18 protein-coding genes are annotated in these 23,775 nt (G+C 37.9%); 17 read left to right on the top strand and 1 reads right to left on the bottom strand.

Annotation, left to right across the window (positions count from 1 at the left end; all coding sequences use genetic code 11):
• The 11 genes from Q0252_RS11585 to Q0252_RS11535 all read left to right on the top strand — a co-directional run.
• Positions 1 to 2,294: SusC/RagA family TonB-linked outer membrane protein (locus tag Q0252_RS11585; RefSeq protein ID WP_297986500.1), on the top strand; the 2,294-nt coding region annotated here is incomplete at its 5' end.
• A gap of 12 nt (positions 2,295 to 2,306) precedes the next feature.
• Positions 2,307 to 3,911: a RagB/SusD family nutrient uptake outer membrane protein gene (locus tag Q0252_RS11580; RefSeq protein ID WP_297986497.1), complete on the top strand. Its 1,605-nt coding sequence runs from the start codon at positions 2,307 to 2,309 to the stop codon at positions 3,909 to 3,911.
• Between the two features lie 20 nt (positions 3,912 to 3,931).
• On the top strand, positions 3,932 to 4,732 hold the full coding sequence (locus Q0252_RS11575; protein ID WP_297986494.1) for a SusE domain-containing protein: 801 nt from the start codon (positions 3,932 to 3,934) through the stop codon (positions 4,730 to 4,732).
• A 14-nt stretch (positions 4,733 to 4,746) separates the two neighbouring features.
• Positions 4,747 to 6,162, top strand: a complete 1,416-nt coding sequence (locus Q0252_RS11570) for a SusE domain-containing protein (RefSeq protein WP_297986493.1) — start codon at positions 4,747 to 4,749, stop codon at positions 6,160 to 6,162.
• Between the two features lie 124 nt (positions 6,163 to 6,286).
• Complete coding sequence (locus tag Q0252_RS11565) at positions 6,287 to 8,440, top strand: glycoside hydrolase family 97 protein (protein ID WP_297986490.1); 2,154 nt, start codon at positions 6,287 to 6,289, stop codon at positions 8,438 to 8,440.
• 150 nt (positions 8,441 to 8,590) lie between these two features.
• On the top strand, positions 8,591 to 9,568 hold the full coding sequence (locus Q0252_RS11560; protein WP_297986488.1) for a bile acid:sodium symporter: 978 nt from the start codon (positions 8,591 to 8,593) through the stop codon (positions 9,566 to 9,568).
• A gap of 268 nt (positions 9,569 to 9,836) precedes the next feature.
• Positions 9,837 to 11,693 carry a glycoside hydrolase family 13 protein gene (locus Q0252_RS11555; protein WP_297986486.1) on the top strand — a complete coding sequence of 619 codons (1,857 nt, stop codon included), beginning with the start codon at positions 9,837 to 9,839 and terminating at the stop codon, positions 11,691 to 11,693.
• A 272-nt stretch (positions 11,694 to 11,965) separates the two neighbouring features.
• Entirely contained in the window at positions 11,966 to 12,478 is a 513-nt protein-coding gene (locus Q0252_RS11550; RefSeq protein ID WP_297986484.1) for a nuclear transport factor 2 family protein, read from the top strand.
• A gap of 94 nt (positions 12,479 to 12,572) precedes the next feature.
• Entirely contained in the window at positions 12,573 to 13,955 is a 1,383-nt protein-coding gene (locus Q0252_RS11545) for an MFS transporter (protein ID WP_297986482.1), read from the top strand.
• 173 nt (positions 13,956 to 14,128) lie between these two features.
• Positions 14,129 to 14,860: a pirin family protein gene (locus Q0252_RS11540; protein ID WP_297986479.1), complete on the top strand. Its 732-nt coding sequence runs from the start codon at positions 14,129 to 14,131 to the stop codon at positions 14,858 to 14,860.
• A gap of 10 nt (positions 14,861 to 14,870) precedes the next feature.
• Positions 14,871 to 15,413, top strand: a complete 543-nt coding sequence (locus Q0252_RS11535; RefSeq protein ID WP_297986477.1) for an NADPH-dependent FMN reductase — start codon at positions 14,871 to 14,873, stop codon at positions 15,411 to 15,413.
• A 53-nt stretch (positions 15,414 to 15,466) separates the two neighbouring features.
• Here Q0252_RS11535 and Q0252_RS11530 read toward each other — a convergent pair whose 3' ends face one another.
• Complete coding sequence (locus Q0252_RS11530) at positions 15,467 to 16,393, bottom strand: DUF808 family protein (RefSeq protein WP_297986474.1); 927 nt, start codon at positions 16,391 to 16,393, stop codon at positions 15,467 to 15,469.
• Between the two features lie 386 nt (positions 16,394 to 16,779).
• On the opposite strand from Q0252_RS11530, the gene purM reads away from it, so the two are divergent.
• From purM to guaA, 6 genes are all read left to right on the top strand, one after another.
• Positions 16,780 to 17,769, top strand: a complete 990-nt coding sequence (gene purM, locus Q0252_RS11525) for a phosphoribosylformylglycinamidine cyclo-ligase (protein WP_297986472.1) — start codon at positions 16,780 to 16,782, stop codon at positions 17,767 to 17,769.
• Positions 17,770 to 17,840: 71 nt separating this feature from the next.
• The gene (gene purN / locus Q0252_RS11520; protein WP_297986469.1) at positions 17,841 to 18,410 is read left to right on the top strand and encodes a phosphoribosylglycinamide formyltransferase; all 570 of its coding nucleotides are present in this window, start codon (positions 17,841 to 17,843) and stop codon (positions 18,408 to 18,410) included.
• Between the two features lie 39 nt (positions 18,411 to 18,449).
• A complete protein-coding gene (locus Q0252_RS11515) occupies positions 18,450 to 18,875 on the top strand; it encodes an endonuclease domain-containing protein (RefSeq protein ID WP_297986467.1) in 426 nt (141 codons plus the stop codon).
• A gap of 135 nt (positions 18,876 to 19,010) precedes the next feature.
• A complete protein-coding gene (gene purH / locus Q0252_RS11510) occupies positions 19,011 to 20,528 on the top strand; it encodes a bifunctional phosphoribosylaminoimidazolecarboxamide formyltransferase/IMP cyclohydrolase (protein WP_297986465.1) in 1,518 nt (505 codons plus the stop codon).
• Between the two features lie 101 nt (positions 20,529 to 20,629).
• The gene (purD, locus tag Q0252_RS11505) at positions 20,630 to 21,868 is read left to right on the top strand and encodes a phosphoribosylamine--glycine ligase (protein WP_297986463.1); all 1,239 of its coding nucleotides are present in this window, start codon (positions 20,630 to 20,632) and stop codon (positions 21,866 to 21,868) included.
• A gap of 274 nt (positions 21,869 to 22,142) precedes the next feature.
• Entirely contained in the window at positions 22,143 to 23,672 is a 1,530-nt protein-coding gene (guaA, locus tag Q0252_RS11500; RefSeq protein ID WP_297986461.1) for a glutamine-hydrolyzing GMP synthase, read from the top strand.
• The last annotated feature ends 103 nt before the right edge of the window (positions 23,673 to 23,775 follow it).

The raw sequence follows: 23,775 nt of genomic DNA, 5'->3' as shown, positions 1-23,775 counted from the left end.
TTCTGAAAGACGCATCTGCTGCTGCAATCTATGGTAACAGAGCGTCTAACGGTGTAATTTTGATTACTACTAAAAAAGGTTCTGCTGGAAAGTTCAAGGTGAATTTTTCAACATTAGCTTCAGTTTCTACAAAAATGGCAAATGTTGATGTACTTTCAGCTGATGAATACAGAGCATTTGTTAATCAGTATGCCAATGACAATTACAAATCTAAATTAGGTACTGCCAATACCAACTGGCAAAACTTAATTTATATGCCGGCTTGGGGAACTGACAACAATGTTGCATTCTCTGGAGGTATTAAAGGTTTGCCTTACCGTTTATCTTTAGGTTATAACCACCAAAATGGTATTGTAAAATATAATGACTTCAAAAGAACCTCTGTTGGTTTAAACTTAAGCCCTAAATTTTTGGATAATCACTTATCTGTGAATGTTAACTTGAAAGGTACATTTACCGATAATCATTTCCTTGCAGGAGGCGTTATTGGAAGCGCAACATATTTTGATCCAACACAGCCTGTTTACTCTGGAAACTCTAACTATGGAGGTTACTACGAGTGGTTGTTGAACGGAGGTCTAAACGTTAATGCTAATGCGAATCCACTTGCTATTATCGCTGCGAACAGAAACTTATCTTCTGTATGGAGAGGTTTAGGAAATGTTCAGTTAGATTACAAATTCCATTTCCTTCCGGAATTACATTTTAATGTAAACGCCGGATACGATTATACAAAAGGAGAAGGTGTAAACAGAACTTCTGGTATCTATAAGTCTGGTTATGCTAATGAAGGTTCGTGGAACACTTACGAGCAAGAGAAAAAGAACAAATTGTTAGAAACATATTTTAATTATGTTAAAACAATTACTTCGCTTAATACCAATGTAGATTTAACAGCTGGTTATGCATATCAGGATTTTTATACAAATACACCTGCAACAACAACTTACTATGGTAAGGCTACAAAATTACCTGATGTAAGTGATGCTTATGAAAGTCAAAATACATTGCTGTCATTCTATGGTAGAGCAATTTTTACCATCGCAAACAAGTATATCATCTCTGCTTCTGCCAGAAGAGACGGTTCTTCAAGATTCTATAACGGAACTACTGATAACGTTTGGGGTACATTCCCAGGTGTTTCTGTTGCCTGGAAAATTAATGAAGAAGATTTCTTGAAAGATTCAGGAATCAGAACTTTGAAATTAAGAGCAGGTTGGGGTAAAACAGGACAACAGGAAGTAGGAAATTATTTGGCATTTGCTAAATATAACTATAGCCAGCTTGGTGCAGAATATCAGTTTGGAAGTGATTATTACAGAATGTACAGACCAGACATCTATAACCCATACTTAACTTGGGAGACAACAACTTCTAAAAACTTAGGTTTGGATTTCGGTTTTGCTAATAACAGAATCTCTGGTTCAATTGATGTTTTCCAGAAAGATACAGAAGATCTACTAGTTTACAGCCCTGTTGCTGCTGGTGATTTGAGTAACTTCAACTGGTTGAACGTTGGTAACATGAAAAACAGAGGTATTGAAGCAACACTTAACTTAACTCCTGTTAAAACAGAAAATACTACTTGGGACTTGAACTTCAATGCTACGCATTACAAACCAGAAGTTACCAAACTTATTGCAAACGCCGGTGATGATTACTTTGTCGCAACTGGTGGTATTACAGGTGGTGTAGGTAATACTATTCAGGCTCATGCTGTTGGATACGCTCCAAGTTCATTTTTGGTTTATCAACAAGTTTATGATGCAAACGGAAAACCACTTGATGGGGTATATGTTGATAGAAACGGTGATGGTATGATCAGTGCATCTGATAAATACTTCTACAAATCTACAACTCCGGATGCGTTGCTAGGATTCTCTACCAAACTAACTCATAAAAAATGGGATTTTGGTTTGAGCGCAAGAGCGGTATTAGGAAACTATGTTTATAACAATGCTGCTTCGAACAGTTCAATTAACTCAGCTCTTACCAATGAATATCTTCAGAATGTATTTTCCTCAGCTGCACAATATGCATTTAAAGGAAACGAATTATTCTCTGATATTTATGTAGAGGACGCTTCATTCTTTAGATTAGATAATGTAAACCTGGGGTATAACTTTGGTGATTTCTTATCTAGCGGAAGCAACCTCAAAGTTTACGGCATGGTTCAGAATGCTTTAGTAATTTCAGATTACTCAGGTGTTGACCCAGAAGTTAACGGTAATATTGATAACGGTTATTATCAAATGCCAAGAGTTTATTCACTAGGGTTAAATTTTCAATTTTAAATAAAAAAGTAAATGAAGACTAACAAAATAAATTTAAAAACTATAGTAAGTTCTTTAGCGGTAATTGCATTGCTTTCTACAGCTGGGTCTTGTGTAAACGACCTTGAAAGAGCTCCTATTACAGAAACAACCAGCTCAGCTATATATTCCGATTTTGCAAACTATCCGAATGCTTTAGCAAAACTTTATGGAGGTTTAGCGCATGGAGGTAATGCTTCAGCCGGTGGAAATGCAGATATCAGTGGTATCGATGGTAACTTCTCTCAGTACACAAGACAGTTGTTCACCTTGCAGGATCTTCCAACCGATCAAGCTGTAATCGCTTGGAACGACGGTACTTTACAAACTGTTCACAAAATGACTTGGGATTCTTCCAATGAATTTATTGCAGCAATGTATTACAGGCTTTATACGGAAATTGCTTTCTGTAACGAATTTTTGAGAAACACTACAGACGAAAAACTGGCTTCTAATAATATTACAGGAGATAATCTTACAGAAGCTAAATATATGCGTGCTGAAGCGAGATTCTTAAGAGCTCAGTCTTATTATCATGCATTGGATTTGTTTGGAAACGTACCTTTTGCAGATGAAACTTATCTTCCGGGATCTCCAACACCTCCACAAAGAATCGACAGAGCTAATCTTTTCAAATATGTTGAAACTGAGCTTTTGGCTTGCGCAACAGATTTGAAAGCTGCTAGAACTAACCAATATGGTAGAGCGGATCAGGCTGCAGCTTGGACATTGCTGGCTAAGCTATATCTTAATGCTGGTGTTTATACTGGTACAACAAGATATGCCGATGTTATTACCTACGCTAATAAGGTAATTGGTGCTGGTTACTCTTTGAAATCTGATTATCAGTCGCTGTTCTTGGCAGACAACGATAAAAACAATCCAGAAGTGATTTTCCCGGTTGTATTTGACGGTGTTCATATTAAAACTTTTGGCGGTACAACTTATATGGTTCATGCTGCCGTTGGTGGAAAAATGGCGGCAAAAGATTTCGGTATCAACGGAGGTTGGGGTGGTTTAAGAACTACAAAAGCTTATGTAAACCTGTTTGGTGGAGCCGGTACTGCTGACAAAAGAGGTAACTTTTATACAAACGGACAAACTTTGGAAATTAATGATCTAAGTAATTTTGCTGACGGTTATGCTTTCATCAAATACAAAAACATTACCAGCACTGGAGCAGAAGGCTCTGATGGTCCTACAAACGGTTCTGGCGACTTTGTTGATGCGGATATCCCTTTGTACAGACTTGCAGATGTATATCTAATGTATGCTGAAGCTACTGTAAGAGGTGGTGGTGGAAATATGGCTACTGCTTTAGGTTACATCAACGCTATCAGAAAACGAGCTGGAGCACTTCCTGTTACAACAATTAACGCAGATTTCATTCTTGATGAAAGAGGAAGAGAGCTCGGTTGGGAAATGACCAGAAGAACAGACCTTATACGATACGGTAAATTTACAACAGCTTCTTATCTGTGGCCTTGGAAAGGAGGTATTAAAGATGGTGATGCTGTGGCAGATTACCGAAATCTTTATCCAATCCCGGCAAAAGATCTTGTAGCTAACCCGAACCTGGTTCAGAATACAGGTTATTAATAATTTATTATTTTTTTGAAATGAAAAAAAATCAAATTTTTGGAAAATTATTCTTGGCGCTTCTAATGCTTATAGGGTTAGTTGCTTGTCAGGATCGTGAAATTATACAAGTTGATAATCAAACGGCACCTATTGCAGTAGATCTCTCCAACACGAATTTGTTCCTAGATGGAAAATTTCCAGACAACCCCGCTTTGAATGTTACATGGACGGCAGCAGAATACACCGTTCCAACAGAAGTCAATTATAAAATTGAAGCCTCTTCCGATGCTACATTTAAAAATCCTTATACCATTGGTTCTGTAAGTGGTTCTGCAAGAACGGTAACTTATACCGTAAGCCAAATGAATAAAGCTGCAGAAGCAATTGGTCTTGCACCAAAAGTCGCGGCTAAAATGTATATAAGAGTGACTTCTTATTTAGGAGCTTCTGCACTTTTGGCTGCATCATCGAATGTTACCTCATTGATGATTACGCCCTACGAACTGGAATATCCTACCTTCTATCTTGTTGGTGGAGCTTCACCTGTAGGTTGGAATGATAAAGAGGCAATAATGCTTACAAAGACGAAAGAATTCTCTACCATTACCACTACCTTGAAAGGTGGCGAGTCTTTCAGATTTTTAGGTCAGCAAAACTGGTCTGGTTTGAATTACAGTATTGATCAGGATGGTACAAGACCTGAATACAGATACTTCAAGCAGGTTTCAACCAATATTATTCAGGATGGTGATGAAAATATGAAATTCACTGGTACAACAGGTACGTATAAGATTACGATCAATGCTAAAGACCAGTCTTTATCAGTTGTAGCACAATAATTAAAAGATAGATTATGAAAAATATATTAAAATTTTTATTCGCAGCAATATTAATCCCATTCATTTTTGGATCTTGTGCCAATGACGCAGACAGAGATTGGACAACAGCTGATCCGTCTTTTAAGCTATATAATACAACATTAAGTTCAAATGTTTTGTATCCTACAATGGCAAACAACCCATTCAGACTTACTTGGGATAACAATGCAGGAGGAGGACAGCCTTATACAGTTCAGTTGTCATCAACTGCGGATTTTGCAAAGCCAATTGTATTGGGAACTGCTACAGATAATACTTACAGTTCAACAATCGGAGCTTTAAATACAGCTTTATTGCAAGGTGGATATTCACCATATACTTCGCAAAAAGTATATGTAAGAGTTATTACAGGAACGTATGTTTCTAATTCAATTTCTTTTGATGTAACACCTTATCCGTCTGCAAAACCGGTTATTACTGCTCCAACAGCAGGAAAAGTAATTGTTCTGAACTCTGCTGCTCCAAATGATGCAGCACAAACAGTTACTTGGACAGATTATGCTAGTTATGGAACAGACGTTACCTATTTGGTAGAGATTGCTCCAAAAGGAACGACGAACTTTGTGTCTGCAGGTTTTGTTAATAATCTTAAAACTTTAGATCTAACTAACAAAGCATTGAATGATGCGGTTCTTAAATTGGGTGCAGCTCCAAAAGTTGCTGCTGATTATGACATTAGAGTAACTGCAACAACAAAATCTACTGGAGGGACAATTAACATTACTTCAGACGTAGTTACTGTAAATATTACTCCTTATGTTGCGTTCAAAGATATGTATTTGGTTGGAGAAGCTGTAGCTGCAGATTGGAATCCGGATAATAACAACCAGGCGTTGTTCAGAGATCCTTCAAATACTAATAAATTTACTTTTGTTGGTTATTTCAAAGCAGGAGGATTTAAAGTAATTGAAAAGAAAGGTTCATGGCAACCGCAGTGGGGACAAGATGGTGGAGTTTTAACGTTTAACGACGGAAGTGCTTCTGATCCTGGAACATTCAATATACCGGCTGCCGGATATTACACTTTCGAAATGGATATTGTGGCTAAAACTTACAGCATCACTCCTTACACTGCTTCTGCTACTACTTATGATTTTGTTGGATTAATCGGTGGCTTCACAGGATGGTCCAGTGATTTCCCATTGGAGAAATCTACTTTCGATGCACATCAGTGGACTGCTAAAGATGTTTCTCTTCCAGCAGGAGAAGTGAAGTTCCGAGCAAATTCAGATTGGGCAGTAAGCTGGGGACCTACAAAAGTTCTTCAGCCAATTTCTGGAATCTCAGGACAAGGTGTTCAGGGAGGAGAAAATGTAATTCTTGAAAGTGAAGGTATTTATGATATTTATTTTAACGATTTAGATGGTAGATACATCTTTGTTAAAAAATAATCAATAATATCTTATAAATTTAAATCTGCAGCCTTTGCTGCAGATTTTTTTGTTTTTATTTGAATGGTTATCAAACAAAATTCAGCAATATTTCATAAATTTAAACCTTTGTTAAAAATTTGATATGAGAAAAAATATAATTGGAGCATTGTTTCTTTTTGCTTCAGGTTTAATGCTAAATGCACAGTCGCTGAAATCACCCGACGGAAAATTTGAAATGAATTTCCAACTGAAATCCGGGGTTCCTTATTACAACTTGAAATATCAAGGAAAAACGGTTGTTGAAGATTCTAAACTTGGTTTAAGAATTCTAAAAGACGGAGACATTCAGTTTGCTTCTGAAATCGAAAGAAAAGACCAGAAAGGAAAGGATTTGGATAACGGTTTCGAAAAAACTGCCGAAACAAGAGATTCCAAAAACGAAACCTGGAATCCTGTGATGGGCGAAAAGAAATCGTATGTAAATAATTACAACGAAATGGCTGTAACATTGAATCAGCCTGCTAATGACAGACATATCATCATCAAGTTCAGACTTTTTAATGATGGTCTTGGATTCCGATATGAGTTCCCAGAACAGAAAAATTTAAACTATTTCATCATCAAAGAAGAAGATTCCGAAATCGATTTGCCTTGGGATGCAAAAGCCTGGTGGTTAGCCGGAGATTACGATTCGCAGGAATACCAAACTCAGGAAACGATGCTTTCAGGAGTTCCAGCACGTTGGCCAAAATCTTACGACGGAAATGCTTCTCAAAGTTTAATCAAAAATGCCGTTCAGACACCATTGATGATGAAGAAAGAAGGAAAAGATCAGTTGTATATCAATCTTGCTGAAGCAGCAGTAATCAATTATCCTGTATCCAACCTTGAACTTGATGCACCGAATTATAAATTCAAAACGCACTTAACTCCCGATGCGCAAGGTGCGAAAGGCTATATTCAAACCCCGGCTGTTTCCCCGTGGAGAACCATTATTGCTTCACCCAAAGCAGAAGAGGTTTTGGCTTCGAAAATGTTGTTTAATTTGAACGAACCTACAGAATACAAGGATACTTCGTGGATCAAACCTACAAAATACATGGGTGTTTGGTGGGAAATGATTATCGGAAAATCGCAGTGGGCGTACTCAACAGCCAATAATGTACACATCGGAAAAACAGATTTTTCAAAACTTACTCCAAACGGAAAACACGCCGCCAACAATGATAAAGTAAAAGAATACATTGATTTTGCTTCAGCAAACGGTTTCGATGCTTTATTAATTGAAGGCTGGAACATTGGTTGGGAAGACTGGTTCGGTCATTCCAAAGAATTTGTTTTCGATTTCATCACACCGTATCCGGATTTCGATATCAAAATGTTGAATGATTATGCACATTCAAAAGGGATGACTTTGATGATGCACCATGAAACTTCGGGTTCTGCCACGAATTACGAAAGATGGATGGTTCCTGCGTTCGATTTGATGAACAAGTACGGTTACAAATCCGTGAAAACTGGGTATGTTGGAAATATCATTCCACGAGGCGAACATCATTATTCTCAATGGACTGTTAATCATTATTACAGAGTAGTTGAGGAAGCGGCGAAGCATAAAATCATGGTGAATTCACACGAATCAATGAGACCTTCCGGACAAAGCCGAACCTATCCTAACTGGATTGGTGCAGAAGCCGCTCGTGGAACGGAATTCGAGGCGTTTGGCGGAAATAATCCCGACCATCAAACCATTTTGCCATTTACAAGATGGATGGGAGGACCAATGGATTACACGCCGGGAATCTTCCAAACCAAACTCGATTATTATTTTCCCGGCGACAAGCGTTTTGTGAAAACAACCTTGGCAAAGCAGTTGGCGCTGTATGTAGTGATGTATTCTCCGCTTCAGATGGCCGCAGATTTACCTGAAAACTACGCACGACATTTAGATGCGTTCCAGTTCATCAAGGATGTTGCGGTAGATTGGGACGATACCAAAATTTTGGCAGCAGAACCTGGAGATTACATCCACACGGCGCGTAAAGCCAAAGGAAAAGATGAATGGTATGTTGGCGGAATTACAGATGAAAATGCAAGAACTTTCACAGTAGATTTCTCTTTCCTACCTAAAGGTAAAAAATATGTAGCAACTGTTTATGCAGACGGCGATAATGCTGATTACATCAACAATCCGCAGTCGTATAAAATCTACAAGAAGACGGTGACATCCACTTCAAAACTTCCAATGAAGTTAGCAAGAAGCGGGGGTTACGCGATTTCCGTGAAGCCTTTATAATATTTGTTGAGCTTTGCAGAAGCAGTGTATTAATAGCCCCGGAATCATTCCGGGGTTTTTGATGGCAATCGGAGAAGCCTATAAATGTTGGTATAGAACGCACGAACCGAAAAATAGAACGCCAGAGGTGCGACATAATGCTTAGAAAAAATGAAATCTAAAATTTTAGACAAACAAAACATCTTCCTTCTGCTCTTACTTCTCATGGTAATTTCCGGAAAAATCATTCCCTACCGTGAAGAATACAACCAAATTTTCAACCTCGGAACATTCATCGATTGGGGAATTGCCGGAATATTTTTGCTGTATGGTTTAAAACTGAATTTAAAAGAAGTTGTCAAAGATATTTCCAATTGGAAACTGCATTTGCTCGTGCAATTCGGAACATTTATTATGTTTCCGCTGGTGGTTTTACTCATTTATCCATTTGTAAAATCCACTACGTTTCTTCCGCTTTGGGTTTCCGTATTTTTTTTGGCGAGTTTGCCGTCAACAGTTTCTTCATCGGTCGTAATGGTTTCAATCGCAAATGGAAATGTTACTTCCGCCATTTTCAACGCTTCCATTTCGGGATTGATTGGAATTGTGATGACGCCGCTTTTAATGAGTCCGTTTTTAGGAGAAAACTCTGGAACAGAAGGCAATCAGGGCGAAATCATTCAACAGTTGTTGCTTAAAGTTTTACTTCCCATCATTCTCGGACTTTTGCTGAATCCAATTTTCAAAAATTTCGTCACCAAATATTCAAAAATTATCGCAGAATTCGACCGTCTCATCATTCTGCTCATCGTTTACGAAAGTTTTTCAAGCGCGTTTGTCAACCGAATTTTTTCCACCATTCCAACGGTACAGTTTATCTGGCTTGCGATCGGCGTTGTCCTGCTGTTTTTCATCGTTTACGAAATCTTAAAATTCATTGCAATCAAACTACAATTCAGTCGGGAAGATGTGATAACGACAACATTTTGTGGTTCCAAAAAATCCCTTGTTCACGGCAGTTTATTTGTGTTGGTTCTTGGAATTCCGGATGAAAAAAAAGTTTTATTCCTTTTGCCGGTGATGATTTATCACAGTTTCCAGTTATTTTACGTCAGTTGGCTCGCCAATAAAATCTCAAAAACTGCTTGAATGAAGAATATTTTCGTAAATTTATTCGTGAAATTTTTTATGAGCTTTATCCCGCTTTCCGCTCATACTCCTCGTTTCGGCGCTCGCTTCGCTCGCGCCTGCACTGCGGGGTAACCGCTGCAATCGGGGCTAGTGATAACTAACTGCTAAATTGGCGCTCGCTTCGCTCGCGCCATTGAAAACCAAAATTTGCTAAACAAAGCGCCTCTGCCTCCTAGAAAAAAATAATAAAAAAATAAACTTGCGTCCTTTGCTATTAACAAATCACATGAAAATACATACAATAGTTGCTTCAACGTTCCTTTTTTTTAGTTCGTTGGCATTTTCCCAAATCCAAAAAGTAGAACCGGCCTTTTGGTGGAAAGGAATGAAAAATCCCGAACTCCAAATTTTGGTTTACGGAAAAAACATCGCCAATCAGACTTTAGAATTTTCAGACGGAATTCAACCCAAAGACATCCAAAAAGTTGACAACCCGAACTACGTTTTTGTAACGGTCAACACCAACGAAATCAGCGTTCCGAAATTCAAAATCAATCTGAAAAACGGCAAAAAGTTGGTCAATTCGTACACCTACGAACTCAAGCAAAGAAATCCCAATTCCGCCAACAGAGAATCATTCACTTCAAAAGACGTCATGTATCTCATTATGCCCGACAGATTTGCTAACGGTGATGTCAGCAACGATTCCAACAAAAATTTAACTGAAAAAGCCAACCGTAGCGCACCTAATGGTCGTCATGGTGGAGATTTACGCGGAATTATCAATAATTTAGATTATATCCAAAATTTAGGAGCAACAGCAGTTTGGTTAACACCGGATTGCGAGGATAACGAACCGAAAACTACGTACCACGGCTATGCGCAAACAGATTTGTATAAAATTGATGCGCGTTACGGAACCAACGAAGAATACCGCGAACTGTCTCAGAAACTCAATCAGCGCGGGATGAAATTGGTGCTCGATTATGTTACAAATCATTGGGGAGTTTCGCACTGGATGATTCAGGATTTACAAATGAAAGACTGGATTCACTGGTTTGAAAACGGGGAAAAAGGTTTTGTGCGTTCCAATTACAAAACAACTTCGCAGATGGACCCAAACGCTTCAAAAGTTGATACAAAATTGGCTTTGGACGGTTGGTTTGATACTTCAATGCCCGACATTAATCAAAGCAATCCATTGGTGTTGAAATATTTAACCCAAAACGCCATTTGGTGGATTGAGTTTGCAGAATTAGGTGGTTTCCGCGTCGATACCTATCCTTACAACGACAAAGAAGCGATGGCAAAATGGGCAAAAGCCATTACTGATGAATATCCGAAATTCAATATTGTAGGTGAAACATGGATGTATTCTGCGGCAGATATTTCATTTTGGCAGAAGAACTCTAAAATTGGAGAGATTCTCAATTACAATTCCAATTTACCGTCCGTAATGGATTTTCAGTTGTATTCCGAAATTCCAAAAGCGCTTTCAGAAGAAGCGAGTTGGGACAAAGGAATGATAAAACTTTACAATGTTTTTACGGAAGACTATCTGTATCCGGATTTGCAGAATATGCTCGTTTTCTTTGAAAACCACGATACAGAAAGGCTTAACGAAATCTTCAATTCAGACCCGAAAAAATACCAGTTGGCCTTAACATTAATTTCCACCGTTCGTGGAACACCACAAATTTATTACGGTTCCGAAATAGGAATGCGCGGCAGCAAACCAAAAGGCGGCGATGCAGATATCCGTCGAGATTTTCCGGGTGGCTGGAAAGGTGATACTCAAAACGCTTTTGTTTCAAGAACCGCAGAACAAAAAGAATTTTATGACTTTTCGGCAAAATTATTGAACTGGAGAAAAGGGAAATCTGTCATTCACAACGGTAAAACAACACATTTCTTGCCGCAGAATAATGTTTATGTGTATTTCCGATACAATGACAATGAAAAAGTGATGGTCGTTCTCAACAATAACGACAAAGAACAAACATTTGATTTGAACCGTTTTTCCGAAATGCTTCAGGGAATTTCAGACGGAAAAGATGTTATTTCAGAGAAGAATTTTTCAATCAACCCGAACGGAAAAATTATAGTTCCCGGAAAAACATCATTGGTTTTGGAATTGAAATAATATTCCCTGACGCGAGCTTCAATTAGGTAAAGATATTGTAGCAAAAAAATGACATCGGAGTTGTTTGCGTTAAGAAAATTTTGAAAACTTTCGTTAAAAAATTTCCACTGTTTGAGTGGCAGCAAAAATCTTGATTAAGTATACTAAGTTTACTTTCTGCCCGAGTTTTGGAAATTTTAGAAAGGTTTCAAAATTTTTAGCAAAACAAATCCAAGTCTTGAACTTTTGGTTCTTTTGTTTCAAGACAAAAGAACTATAAATAAATAAAAAATATGAAAAACTTACTTTTAGCAGTCACATTACTCATCGCAACCTTTGCTACCGCCCAAAACAAAGGCTTCTACGAAAACGTTCAAAAGAAAAACGTTGGTTTGGTTTTAGATAATCTTAATGAATACGCTGCCAACGCCGATTTCAAAAAATATTTTGATTTATATGCTGAAGAATCCACTTTCATTGGAACTGACGCTGCTGAAATCTGGAATAAAAAAGAATTTATGGATTACGCAAAACCTCACTTCGACAAAGGAAAAGCGTGGAGTTTCAAATCCCTGAAAAGAAATATTTACTTCAGCAAAGACGGAAAGTATGCCTGGTTTGATGAACTGTTGGACACGCAAATGAAAATCTGCAGAGGTAGTGGTGTTCTTGAAAAAATTGGCAATCAGTGGAAAATTAAGCAGTATGTGTTGTCGATGACAATTCCAAACGATAACGTTAATGAAGTCATCAAAGTAAAATCTGCTTTGGAAGACCCCATTATTTTACAGCTGAAAACGAAATAATTTTCCGATTATTAAAGGAAAATTTCTAAATTGCTCTGTTATTTAAATCAATTCAGAATTTATAATTCAAAATTTAAAATTTCTCAAATAAACTATGGCAAAAAAAGTTAAACCAAATCTTTCCATGGCTCAGATTATCAATATGAGTATGGGATTTTTGGGAATTCAGATGGCTTTCGGATTGCAAAACGGTAATGCAAGCAGAATTTTAGCCAATCTTGGTGCAGATGTTCACGAACTTTCCTGGTTCTGGCTCGTTGCGCCTTTCACTGGACTTATTGTTCAACCTATTATCGGACATTTGGGTGATAACACTTGGAGTCCGCTTGGAAGAAGAAAACCGTATTTTTTAATTGGTGCCGTTTTGTGTGCCATCGGTTTGGTTTTACTTCCGAATGCGGCTTCAGTTACGCATTTAATTGCAGCTAATGTTCTGCTTTTGGCGGTTATATTTCTTGCAATGATGGACGCTTCCATCAACGTTGCAATGGAACCTTTCCGTGCTTTGGTGGGTGATATGTTGCCGAAACATCAGGGAACTTTGGGATTTTCAGTTCAAACGATTTTGATTGGAATTGGAGCGGTTTTAGGTTCGTACATGCCAAATTGGTTGACGAAATTGGGAGTCAACAGTGTTGCGCCGGAAGGTTTTGTTGCCGATAACGTGATTTATTCATTCTACGTTGGTGCTGCAGTTTTAATTTTGTCAATTTTGTATACGATTGTTACGACGAAAGAATATTCACCGCAGGAATTTGCTGAATTTGCTGACGGAAAAGAAATAGTGGAAGAACATTCTAAATTATCGGATATTTTCAAAGATTTTGGCAAAATTCCTGACCAAATGAAAAAGTTAGGTTTAGTGCAGTTTTTCTCGTGGTTTGCCCTATTTACGATGTGGGTTTTCACAACCAATGCTTTAGCAACGCATCATTTCGGCCTTTCGCCGGAAGATACACATTCCGAAGCCTTTAATGAAGCCGGAAATTTAACCGGAAAACTGTTCGGACTATACAATTTATGGGCAATTCCTTTTGCGTTTCTTTTAACACCGATCGCAAAAGCGATTGGTAAAAAACAGACCCACGCTTTGGCTTTGGCTTGCGGTGGTTTAGGTTTGATTTTGATGAATTTTATCGGAAAAGATATGCTTTGGATTTCGATGATCGGACTTGGTTTTGCATGGGCAAGTATTCTCGCAATGCCTTATGCGATGCTGATTGACAGTATTCCATCCCGAAAAATGGGAATTTACATGGGAATTTTCAATTTCTTCATCGTAATTCCGCAGATTATCAACGGTATTTTTGGTGGACCAATTGTAGCCAATGTTTTCGGAAAAATGGCGATGGGTTATGTTGTAGTTGGTGGAGTTTGTATGATTTTAGCAGCGATTTTGACTATGGTTTTGGTGAAAGCAGATTCCGGGGAATCTCAGCTGGAAGTTGAAGAAGAAATTCAGCAGGTGCATTTTTAATTTAAGATTTCAAATTCAATAATTAAAGATTCCGTCAAATTCTTGGCGGAATCTTTTTTTAAAAAAGTGGATCCTTCATCCTTCATCCTTCATCTTCCTTCTTACCCTACATCAATGTAAAAACGATTTTGCAAACTTAAATTTGCATCAGTAAATCAGAAAACATCAAAAAAATGAAAACAATATATCACAGTGCAGATTCGAGAGGACATGCTAATCATGGTTGGCTGAATTCTTACCACAGTTTCAGTTTTGCAAATTGGCAAAATCCGGAAAAAGTTCATTTTGGTGCATTACGGGTGCTGAATGATGATACCGTTTCTGAAGGAATGGGTTTCGGGACACATCCTCACAAAGACATGGAAATTATTTCCATTCCGTTAGAAGGAGATTTGGAGCATAAAGATTCAATGGGAACAACTTCTGTCATCAGAAAAGGTGAAATTCAGGTGATGAGTGCAGGAACAGGAGTTTACCACAGCGAGTACAATAAAAATAAAGATGAGGCCGTAAAATTTTTGCAGATTTGGGTTTTTCCGAGAGAGAAAGGTGTTGAACCAAGATATAATCAACTCAACATCAAAGAAAATGAAAAACCGAATGATTTTCAGCAAATTTTATCACCAAATGCCGATGATGAAGGAGTTTGGATTCATCAGGATGCTTGGTTTTATTTAGCTAAATTTGAAAAAAATTTCAGTAAAGAATATCACCTGAAAAAACAAGGAAACGGCGTTTATGTTTTTGTTTTGAAAGGTTCAGCAAAAATTGGCGAACAAAGTTTAAATACCAAAGATGCTTTGGGAATTTGGGAAACTGATAGTTTCACACTGGAAGCAACGGAAGATGCCGAAGTCCTTTTAATGGAAGTTCCTATGGAATTGCCAAAATATTTAATAAACTAAAATAAACTAAATGAAAATTGTTGCATTTGCAGGAAGTATTTCTTCCGATTCAATCAATAAAAAATTGGTGGAGTGGGCATCATCTCAGTTTGATGGTGCAGAAGTAGAAGTTCTCGATTTGAACTATTATGAAATGCCCATCTTCAGCAGCGACCGCGAAAAAGAAATTGGCGTTCATCCTTTGGCGCAAAAATTTGCAGAAAAAATAGATGGCGCGGATTTGTTGCTGATTTCTTTGGCAGAGTATAACTCGTCTTACACTGCGGCTTTCAAGAACACGTTCGATTGGGTTTCAAGAATTAAAGAGCGTAAACATTTTGGCGAAAAACCCATGTTTTTGCTTTCAACAGCTCCAGGTCCAGGCGGTGGAAAAAATGTTTCAGAAATGTTTATGAAACGGGCACCTTTCAGTGGAGCAAATGTTTTAACAAACTTTGTTTTGCCAAAATTCAAAGAAAGTTTTGAAGTTGGAAAAGGTATTATTGATGAGGAGAAAAAAGCAGAATTCGCAAAGAAACTGCAAACCGTTAAAGACTATTTTTCGGCTAAATAATCAAAAATTTGCAATAAAAAAAGAGCGTCTTTTTTGGGACGCTCTTTGTTATTTTAAACAGATTTTGCTGCTTTTTTCTTTTTTACAAATCGGAATGCTCTCTTAAACAGCATAAAGATAGGAACCATAAGTAATCCGCCTATTATTCCAAGCAACGCTTCACGCAAGGTAGGATAAACATCAGGCAGAAAATGATGGTGAAACCAATCGATATTATGTGCGAAAATTCCTCCTGCAACCAAAATCAAAGCGATGGTTCCGATAACGCCTAAAGCCTTAATTACCCAAGGAAGTGCTTTCACCAAAAGCTCGCCCAATGTGTTGAAAAACCCTTTTCCGTTTGATTTTTTGATGAGTTTAAAACCTGCATCATCCATTCTTACAATAAGCGCCACAATTCCGTAAACTCCTACCGTTGCAATGATGGAAACCACAGAAACTGTTAAAATTTCCACCAAAAGCGGGTCGAACTGCGATTTTAGAGTTTCAAAACCTGTTTTTGCGGAAGCCAGCGCAATAATGACAATTTCCAGCGAAAGAATAAAATCAGTTTGAATGGCAGAATTTACTTTCGCTTTTTCCTCATCTTCACCCACATTTCCAGGTTCTTCGATATCTTCAATTACTTCATGCCCGTCTTTGTGGCGATGGAAAATAAATTCGAGCACTTTTTCCACACCTTCATAAGCAAGGTAAAGTCCACCGATTACCAAAATAATTTTTATTGCAGGCGGAAAAAGCCATTGCAAAAGAAACACAACAGGAACAATAATCAATTTGTTGATGAAGGAACCTTTCATAATTTTCATCAACACAGGAACTTCCCTCGAAGAAAGAAAACCTGTAGCTTTTTCTGCATTTACAGCAAGGTCGTCCCCCAAAATCCCTGCAGTTTGTTTGGTTGCGAGTTTTGAAGTTACCGCAATATCGTCCATTAATGCTGCAATATCATCTAAAATTGCAAAGAAACCTGAAGCCATTTTTCTACTTTTTTGAAGTGCAAAAATAAGGTTTTAAGTTCAGAAATAAGAATACTGAAAAATTTTGTGGATAATTTTAGCTTTCAGAAGTCGGCAGAAATTCTTATTTTCGCATTTGTAATTTTTGAACAATGCCAACGCAGAAACCATTTTCAGAAAAAGAAAAATTCCAAAATTTTGGAAACGAATTCTGCGCCACCAAACCATAATAAGCCGACGTCTGCAAGATTGTCGGCTTTTTTTGTTTTAAAAATTAATGAATTCTAAATTAAAAGTTTGAAATAAATCTGAATGTACAGCAAGAGCGTTCAAAAAAATGAAAGTTTAATCGCGGTTTGTTTTTGAGTCTCAAATCTCAAATCTCAAATCTCAAATCTCAAATTAAAATGAGCAACACCTACAAATCTGCCGGTGTCGATAAAGAAGAAGGCTACAAAACAGTTGACAAAATAAAATCTGCCGTCGTAGAAACACACAACAAAAACGTGCTTTCCGGATTGGGAAGTTTCGGGGCATTTTATGAAATTTCAGGGTATAAAAATCCGGTTTTGGTTTCCGGAACAGATGGTGTCGGAACAAAACTGAAAATCGCCTTGGATACCAAAAACTACGACAGCATCGGAATTGACTGTTTCGCGATGTGTGCAAACGATATTCTTTGTCACGGCGCAAAACCTTTATTTTTCCTGGATTATTTGGCTTGTGGAAAGCTCGATGCAGATGTTGCCGCTGAAATCGTAATGGGAATGGTGAATGCCTGCAAAGACAACAACTGCGCATTAATTGGTGGTGAAACAGCCGAAATGCCCGGAATGTATCAACCCGGAGATTACGATGTTGCGGGTTTTTGCGTTGGAATTGTCGAAAAAGACCAAGTAATTGACGGTTCTAAAATTTCAAAAGGCAATAAAATTATTGCATTGCCGAGTTCAGGATTTCACAGCAACGGTTTTTCTTTGGTAAGAAAAATTTTCCCGGATTTTAATGAAGAATTTGAAGGAAAACCAATTCATGAAACACTATTAGTTCCGACAAGATTATATTACAACCCAATTCACAGATTGCTTGAAAAATTAGAACTGAACGGAATTGCACACATCACAGGAGGCGGTTTAATCGAAAACGTTCCGAGGATTATTCCGAATGGACTATCTGCAAAAATTGATACTTCAACAATCAGAATTCCATCAATTATGTTAGAATGCGAAAAGCGTGGAAATATTGATCGAATGGAAATGTTCGGAACTTTCAATATGGGAGTGGGAATGGTGGTAATTGTTGATGAAAAAGATGCTTCCAAAGTTTTGGAAATTCTGGATGATGCCTACGAAATCGGTGAAATTGTAGAAAATTCTGAAAAAATCACTTTACTGTAAAATGTAATAAGTACAATGTACAAAGTACGATGAATTTTACATTTTACTTTGTACATTATACATAGTGCAAAATGAAAAACATAGTCGTCCTCATCAGCGGTTCCGGAACCAATCTCGAAAGGATTTTGGAGTGTATCAATTCTGGCGAAATCCGAAATGCAAGAGTCACAATGGTCGTTGCAGACCGCGATTGTTACGGACTTCAGCGTGCAGAAAATCACGGAATAGAACATCATTTAATTAAAAGAGGAAAATCATTTTCTGAAAATTTGAAAAAAATTCTTCCTGAAAATACAGATTTAATCGTCCTTGCCGGATTTTTATCCATTTTAAATGATGAGTTCTGCAAAATATACGAAGGAAAAATCATCAATATTCATCCCGCTTTGCTGCCAAAATTCGGCGGCTACGGAATGTGGGGAATGAATGTTCATAATGCAGTGATTGATGCTAAAGAAAAGGAAAGCGGGGCTACTGTTCATTACGTAACATCGGGAATTGATGAAGGAGAAGTAATTTTGCAGGGAAAAGTTGCGGTTGATGAAAATGACACTCCGGAAACTTTAGCCAAAAAAATTCATGAAGTGGAATATAAGATTTTCCCGAAAGCGATTGATAAAGTTCTGAATTTTCCCCTCTAAAAAGAGGGGTGTCCGAAGGACGGGGTGTGTAAAAAGTAAATGAAAAAAGAAGCAATTACTCATATTAACGGAATTGAAATCTTCCGAAGGTCTGTTGGAGTTTTGCCAAAAAACAAAGAACTGCTTTCAAGGTCAAGAAGTTTGCGAAAAGGCAATGTGATGTCTGAAGTGATTTTTTGGAAGCAAGTTAGAAATGGTACTTTTCACGGATTAGATTTTGATCGACAAAGGATTATTGGCAATTATATTGTTGATTTTTATTTGAAATCTTTGGGAATTGTGATTGAAATTGATGGGAGTAGTCACGAGTTTAAAAAAGAATATGATAGCGACAGAGATAAATATTTGAAATCTCTGAAGATTGAAGTAATTAGGATTGAAGACAGAAGAATAAGAAATGATTTGGAAAATGTTATAAATGAATTGGAAGATTTTATTATTGAAAAATTTAGTAATCCTTTCTAACACCCCGCCTTCGGCACCCCTCCTTCGAAAGAGGGGAATGCTACTTCGAAAAATTGGCTAGTAAAAAAAATCCTATTCCCCGAGCAAAACTCAGTGCACCACCTCGTGTTTAAAATAAATAAAAAGTAAAAATAAATGTCAAAGAAAAGAGTCTTAATCAGTGTTTCCGATAAATCCGGTCTCGTTGATTTTGCTAAATTTTTAGAAGAAAACAACTTCGAACTCATCTCCACAGGCGGAACTTTCAAACATTTGAAAGACGCGGGATTAAATCCAATCCAAATTGATGAAATCACCAATTTCCCTGAAATGTTGGATGGCAGAGTGAAAACTTTACACCCAAAAGTTCACGGCGGACTTCTTGCGGTTCGTTCCAACGAGGAACATATGAAAACGGTTCAGGAGCACGAAATCGGACTGATTGATATGGTGATCGTAAACCTTTATCCGTTCTTCGAAAACGTAAATAAAGATATTTCACTTGAAGAAAAAGTAGAATTCATTGATATTGGCGGACCTTCAATGCTGCGTTCTGCGGCTAAAAACTTTGATACAGTTACGGTAATTACCGATGTTGAAGATTACGCAAAAGTTCAGAATGAAATGGCTGAAAGTGGTGATACAAAGATTGAAACGCGCAAGAAACTGGCAGGTAAAGTTTTTAACCTGACTTCAGCTTATGATGCAGCAATTTCAAGAATGTTGTTGGAAGAAGAATATCCAACTTACCTAAACGCTTCCTACAAAAAAGTTTCAGATTTAAGATATGGCGAAAATCCACATCAAAGTGCCGCTTATTATGTTTCTACATTTGAAAACGGAGCAATGAAGGATTTCGAAATTTTGGGCGGAAAAGAATTGTCGTTCAATAATCTTCGCGATATGGATTTGTGCTGGAAAGTGGTGAACGAATTCAAAAACGAACTGGCTTGTTGCGCAGTGAAACATTCTACACCTTGCGGAGTCGCAATTGGAAATTCTGCCTTAGAAACTTACGCTAAAACATTTGAATGTGACCCGGTTTCCATTTTCGGGGGAATTATCGGGATGAATTACAAAGTAGATGCTGCAACTGCGGAAGAACTCAACAAAACATTCTTAGAAATCGTGATGGCCACAGATTTTGACCAGGACGCTCTAGAAATTTTAGGAAAAAAGAAAAATCTTAGAATCATTAAAATCAAAAATCCGGTTTCCGATAAACAAACCTGGGTGAAAATCGACGGTGGAATGCTCGTTCAGGACAACGATTCCAAATTTTCAGAAGACATTAAAGTCGTTACCGAAGTTCAGCCAACTTCAGAACAGGAAAAAGCATTGCTGTTTTCTCAGAGAGTCGTAAAATATGTAAAATCCAACGCAATAGTTGTTTCCAACGGAGTTCAAGCTTTGGGAATTGGTGGAGGACAGGTGAACAGAATTTGGGCTACTCAACAGGCTGTAGAAAGAGCAAAAGAAAAATTTTCAGGCGATTTGGTTTTGGCTTCTGATGCGTTTTTTCCGTTTAGAGATGTGGTAGATTTATGTGCAGAACAGGGAATTAAAGCTATCATTCAACCTGGTGGAAGTATGAAAGATCAGGATTCAATTGATGCTGCAAATGAGCATAAAATCCCGATGATGATGACCGGAATGCGTCATTTCCTGCACTAAAAAAATTAACTTTAATTAAGACATTTTTTTCAATTGCTAACTTGTAAACCCCCTTTCAAATTAGTATTTTTGTAGAATTCAAAAACAGTAAATAAACTATAATGAGAGTATTGATAGTTGGAAACGGTGGAAGAGAATCTGCTATTGCGGTAAAGCTTAGCGAGGACAGCCGTGTTTCTAAAATGTACTTTGCCAAAGGCAATGCAACAACCGAAAAACTGGGACAAAACGTTAACGAAGATACAGTAGAAGGCTTAAGAAATTTTGCAATAAAGGAAAAAATAGATTTAACAATTGTTGGTCCCGAAGCTCCTTTGGTAGAGGGAATTGTGGATGATTTCAAAAACCACGGTCTTAAAATTTTCGGACCAAGAAAAAGAGCTGCAGAACTGGAAGGAAGCAAGGCTTTCTCCAAAAAATTTATGCAGACGCACAATATCAAGACAGCAAAAGCAGTAGTTTTTGATGCTTATAACGACGCTATAGAATATGTTAGAAAGCAGCAGCTTCCTATCGTGATCAAAGCAAGCGGACTTGCGGGTGGAAAAGGCGTTGTAATTGCAGAAAGTTTGGACGAAGCAGAATCAACCATTCACAAATTCATGATTGAAAGAATTTACGGCGATGCCGGAATTCGGTTGGTTATTGAAGAATTTTTACAAGGATTCGAAGCTTCTGTTATTGCGTTTTCCAATGGTTCAAAACTGTTCCCTTGTATCGCAGCAAAAGATTATAAAAGAGCTGGAAACAAAGATACCGGTCCAAACACTGGTGGAATGGGTTCTGTAGCGCCAAGTCCAGAGTTTACTGCGGAACATTACGCAGATTTCGAGAAAAATATTTTGGAGCCAACTTTGGCTGGACTTACAGCGAATAATATTCACTTCAAAGGGTTTATTTTCTTCGGTTTAATGGTTACTAAAGACGGAACTTACCTGTTGGAATACAACATGAGAATGGGAGATCCGGAAACGCAGGTTATCCTTCCTTTGATGGAAAATAAACTGTTGGATGTTATTAACGATTGCCTTAAAGGAAACGATGTAGAGCTGAAATTCAGCGATAAAAAAGCCGTTTGTTTGGTGATGTGTTCCGGCGGTTATCCAAGAAAATATGAAACCGGTTACGAAATCAAGAATGTGGAAAAAGTTACCGAAAGTCAGGTGCTTTTTGCAGGAGCGAAAGCGCAGCTGGACAAAGTTGTTACCACAAGCGGACGTGTTTTAAGTCTTGTTGCGACGGGAGATTCTTACGAAGATGCACGCAAAAAAGTCTATGCAGACGCCAAAACAATTCACTTCGATTACGAAATGTACCGAGAAGATATCGGGAAATTTTAGATATAAAAGGCGTGAATTTTCACGTCTTTTTTTATGAATCTTTAGAAGCTATTTCCCGCTTTCCGCTCATACTCCTCGTTTCGGCGCTCGCTTCGCTCGCGCCTTCACTGCGGGGTAACCGCTGCAATCGGGGCTAGAAATTCGAAACTCTAAAGAAGATTTGAAATAAAAACAAAGTCCAAAAACTTTGCACCTTAAGAAAGTAAATCAGGAAAAATTATCTAGCGCTTTTGCGCTACACTATTCCAAAATAGAAAGAAAAAATAAAAAGTAAATGAATAACGGAATTATCATCCTCGACTTCGGTTCGCAGTACAACCAACTTATCGCACGTAGAATCCGCGAATTGGGAGTATACTCAGAAGTCTTGCCTTTCAATACAGACCTAAACGATATTTTAGCCAAAAATCCTTCAGGAATTATCCTTTCAGGAGGTCCAAGTTCAGTAAACGCAGAAAACGCAAGTTTGGTAGATAAAAAACTTTTCGAACAGGGTATTCCTGTACTCGGAATCTGTTACGGAATGCAGCTCACCACTCATCTTTTGGGCGGAACTGTTAAAAAAGGCGAAAAAGGAGAGTACGGAAAAGCAAAACTTCAGATTGAAAAATCCAATTCTTTGCTTTCAGGAGTAAGCCGTTTTTCAACCGTTTGGATGAGCCATTTTGATGAGGTGGAAACAGTTCCGGAAGGATTTTGCATCAATGCAAAAACAGATGTTATCTCTGCTATTTCCAACGAATCCAAAAAGATTTATTGCGTTCAGTTTCACCCGGAAGTTTCGCATACGGAAGAAGGCGCAAGAATGATTGAAAATTTTGTGTTCAACATCTGTAAAGCTCCAAAAAATTGGAAACTGACCAATTATATCGACCAAACCGTAGCAGAAATCCGCGAAAAAGTGGGAGACCAAAAAGTAATTCTCGGACTTTCTGGCGGCGTGGATTCTTCCGTTGCAGCAGTTCTTATTCATAAGGCAATTGGAGACCAATTGCAGTGTATTTTCGTTGATACCGGACTTTTGCGCAAAGACGAAGGAAAAAAAGTAATGGAAAACTACGGTGAACATTTCCACATGAAAATCGATATGGTAGATGCGTCCGAAAGATTTTTATCCAAACTGAAAGGCATTTCCGACCCGGAACAGAAAAGAAAAATCATCGGAAATGAATTTGTTGCTGTGTTCGATGAAGAATCTCACAAATTTGAAGGCGCTACTTTTTTAGCACAAGGAACTATTTATCCCGACGTTATCGAAAGTCAGTCTGTAAAAGGGCCTTCTGCGGTGATTAAATCACACCATAATGTTGGAGGTTTGCCGGAAGAAATGGGTCTTAAATTATTGGAACCTTTGCGCGAACTCTTCAAAGATGAAGTAAGAAAAGTAGGAGAGGAATTGGGAATTCCGCATCATTTGGTTCATCGTCATCCTTTTCCGGGTCCCGGTTTAGGTATCAGAATTTTGGGAGAAGTGGATGAAGAAAAAGTAAAAATTCTTCAGGAAGCCGATGATATTTTCATTGAAGAACTGTATAAAAATAAACTGTATGAAACGGTTTCACAGGCATTTGTTGTTTTACTTCCGGTAAAATCTGTCGGAGTAATGGGAGACGAAAGAACTTACGAATACACAGCGGTTGTTCGTTCCGCAAATACTACAGATTTTATGACGGCAACCTGGAGCAGGCTTCCCTACGAATTTTTAGACACCGTTTCGAGCAGAATTATCAACGAAGTTCGCGGAATCAACCGAGTAACATACGATATTTCCAGCAAACCACCTGCTACGATTGAATGGGAATAGTTCGTCAATGATGAATTATGAATGATAAATAAAAAATCTCCGAAATTCTTCGAGGCCACTGAAAAAGTCTTCTGGGCAATCAGAAAAAAGGAGTTAAAACAGT

It is taken from the genome of uncultured Chryseobacterium sp., assembly GCF_936933875.1.
GTDB lineage: Bacteria > Bacteroidota > Bacteroidia > Flavobacteriales > Weeksellaceae > CAKZIK01.
The sequence above is the reverse complement of the archived record's forward strand: the minus strand, read 5'-3'. Positions and strand labels throughout refer to the sequence as shown.

Bases quoted from the DNA above. Each gene is read 5' to 3' on its own strand.
- Q0252_RS11570 (WP_297986493.1), top strand. From the start codon at position 4,747: ATGAAAAATATATTAAAATTTTTATTCGCAGCAATATTAATCCCATTC.
- Q0252_RS11580 (WP_297986497.1), top strand. From the start codon at position 2,307: ATGAAGACTAACAAAATAAATTTAAAAACTATAGTAAGTTCTTTAGCG.
- Q0252_RS11575 (WP_297986494.1), top strand. From the start codon at position 3,932: ATGAAAAAAAATCAAATTTTTGGAAAATTATTCTTGGCGCTTCTAATG.
- Q0252_RS11515 (WP_297986467.1), top strand. From the start codon at position 18,450: ATGAAAAAAGAAGCAATTACTCATATTAACGGAATTGAAATCTTCCGA.
- Q0252_RS11545 (WP_297986482.1), top strand. From the start codon at position 12,573: ATGGCAAAAAAAGTTAAACCAAATCTTTCCATGGCTCAGATTATCAAT.
- Q0252_RS11530 (WP_297986474.1), bottom strand. From the start codon at position 16,393: ATGGCTTCAGGTTTCTTTGCAATTTTAGATGATATTGCAGCATTAATG.
- purD (WP_297986463.1), top strand. From the start codon at position 20,630: ATGAGAGTATTGATAGTTGGAAACGGTGGAAGAGAATCTGCTATTGCG.
- Q0252_RS11535 (WP_297986477.1), top strand. From the start codon at position 14,871: ATGAAAATTGTTGCATTTGCAGGAAGTATTTCTTCCGATTCAATCAAT.
- guaA (WP_297986461.1), top strand. From the start codon at position 22,143: ATGAATAACGGAATTATCATCCTCGACTTCGGTTCGCAGTACAACCAA.
- Q0252_RS11555 (WP_297986486.1), top strand. From the start codon at position 9,837: ATGAAAATACATACAATAGTTGCTTCAACGTTCCTTTTTTTTAGTTCG.
- purN (WP_297986469.1), top strand. From the start codon at position 17,841: ATGAAAAACATAGTCGTCCTCATCAGCGGTTCCGGAACCAATCTCGAA.
- purM (WP_297986472.1), top strand. From the start codon at position 16,780: ATGAGCAACACCTACAAATCTGCCGGTGTCGATAAAGAAGAAGGCTAC.
- Q0252_RS11560 (WP_297986488.1), top strand. From the start codon at position 8,591: ATGAAATCTAAAATTTTAGACAAACAAAACATCTTCCTTCTGCTCTTA.
- purH (WP_297986465.1), top strand. From the start codon at position 19,011: ATGTCAAAGAAAAGAGTCTTAATCAGTGTTTCCGATAAATCCGGTCTC.
- Q0252_RS11540 (WP_297986479.1), top strand. From the start codon at position 14,129: ATGAAAACAATATATCACAGTGCAGATTCGAGAGGACATGCTAATCAT.
- Q0252_RS11550 (WP_297986484.1), top strand. From the start codon at position 11,966: ATGAAAAACTTACTTTTAGCAGTCACATTACTCATCGCAACCTTTGCT.
- Q0252_RS11565 (WP_297986490.1), top strand. From the start codon at position 6,287: ATGAGAAAAAATATAATTGGAGCATTGTTTCTTTTTGCTTCAGGTTTA.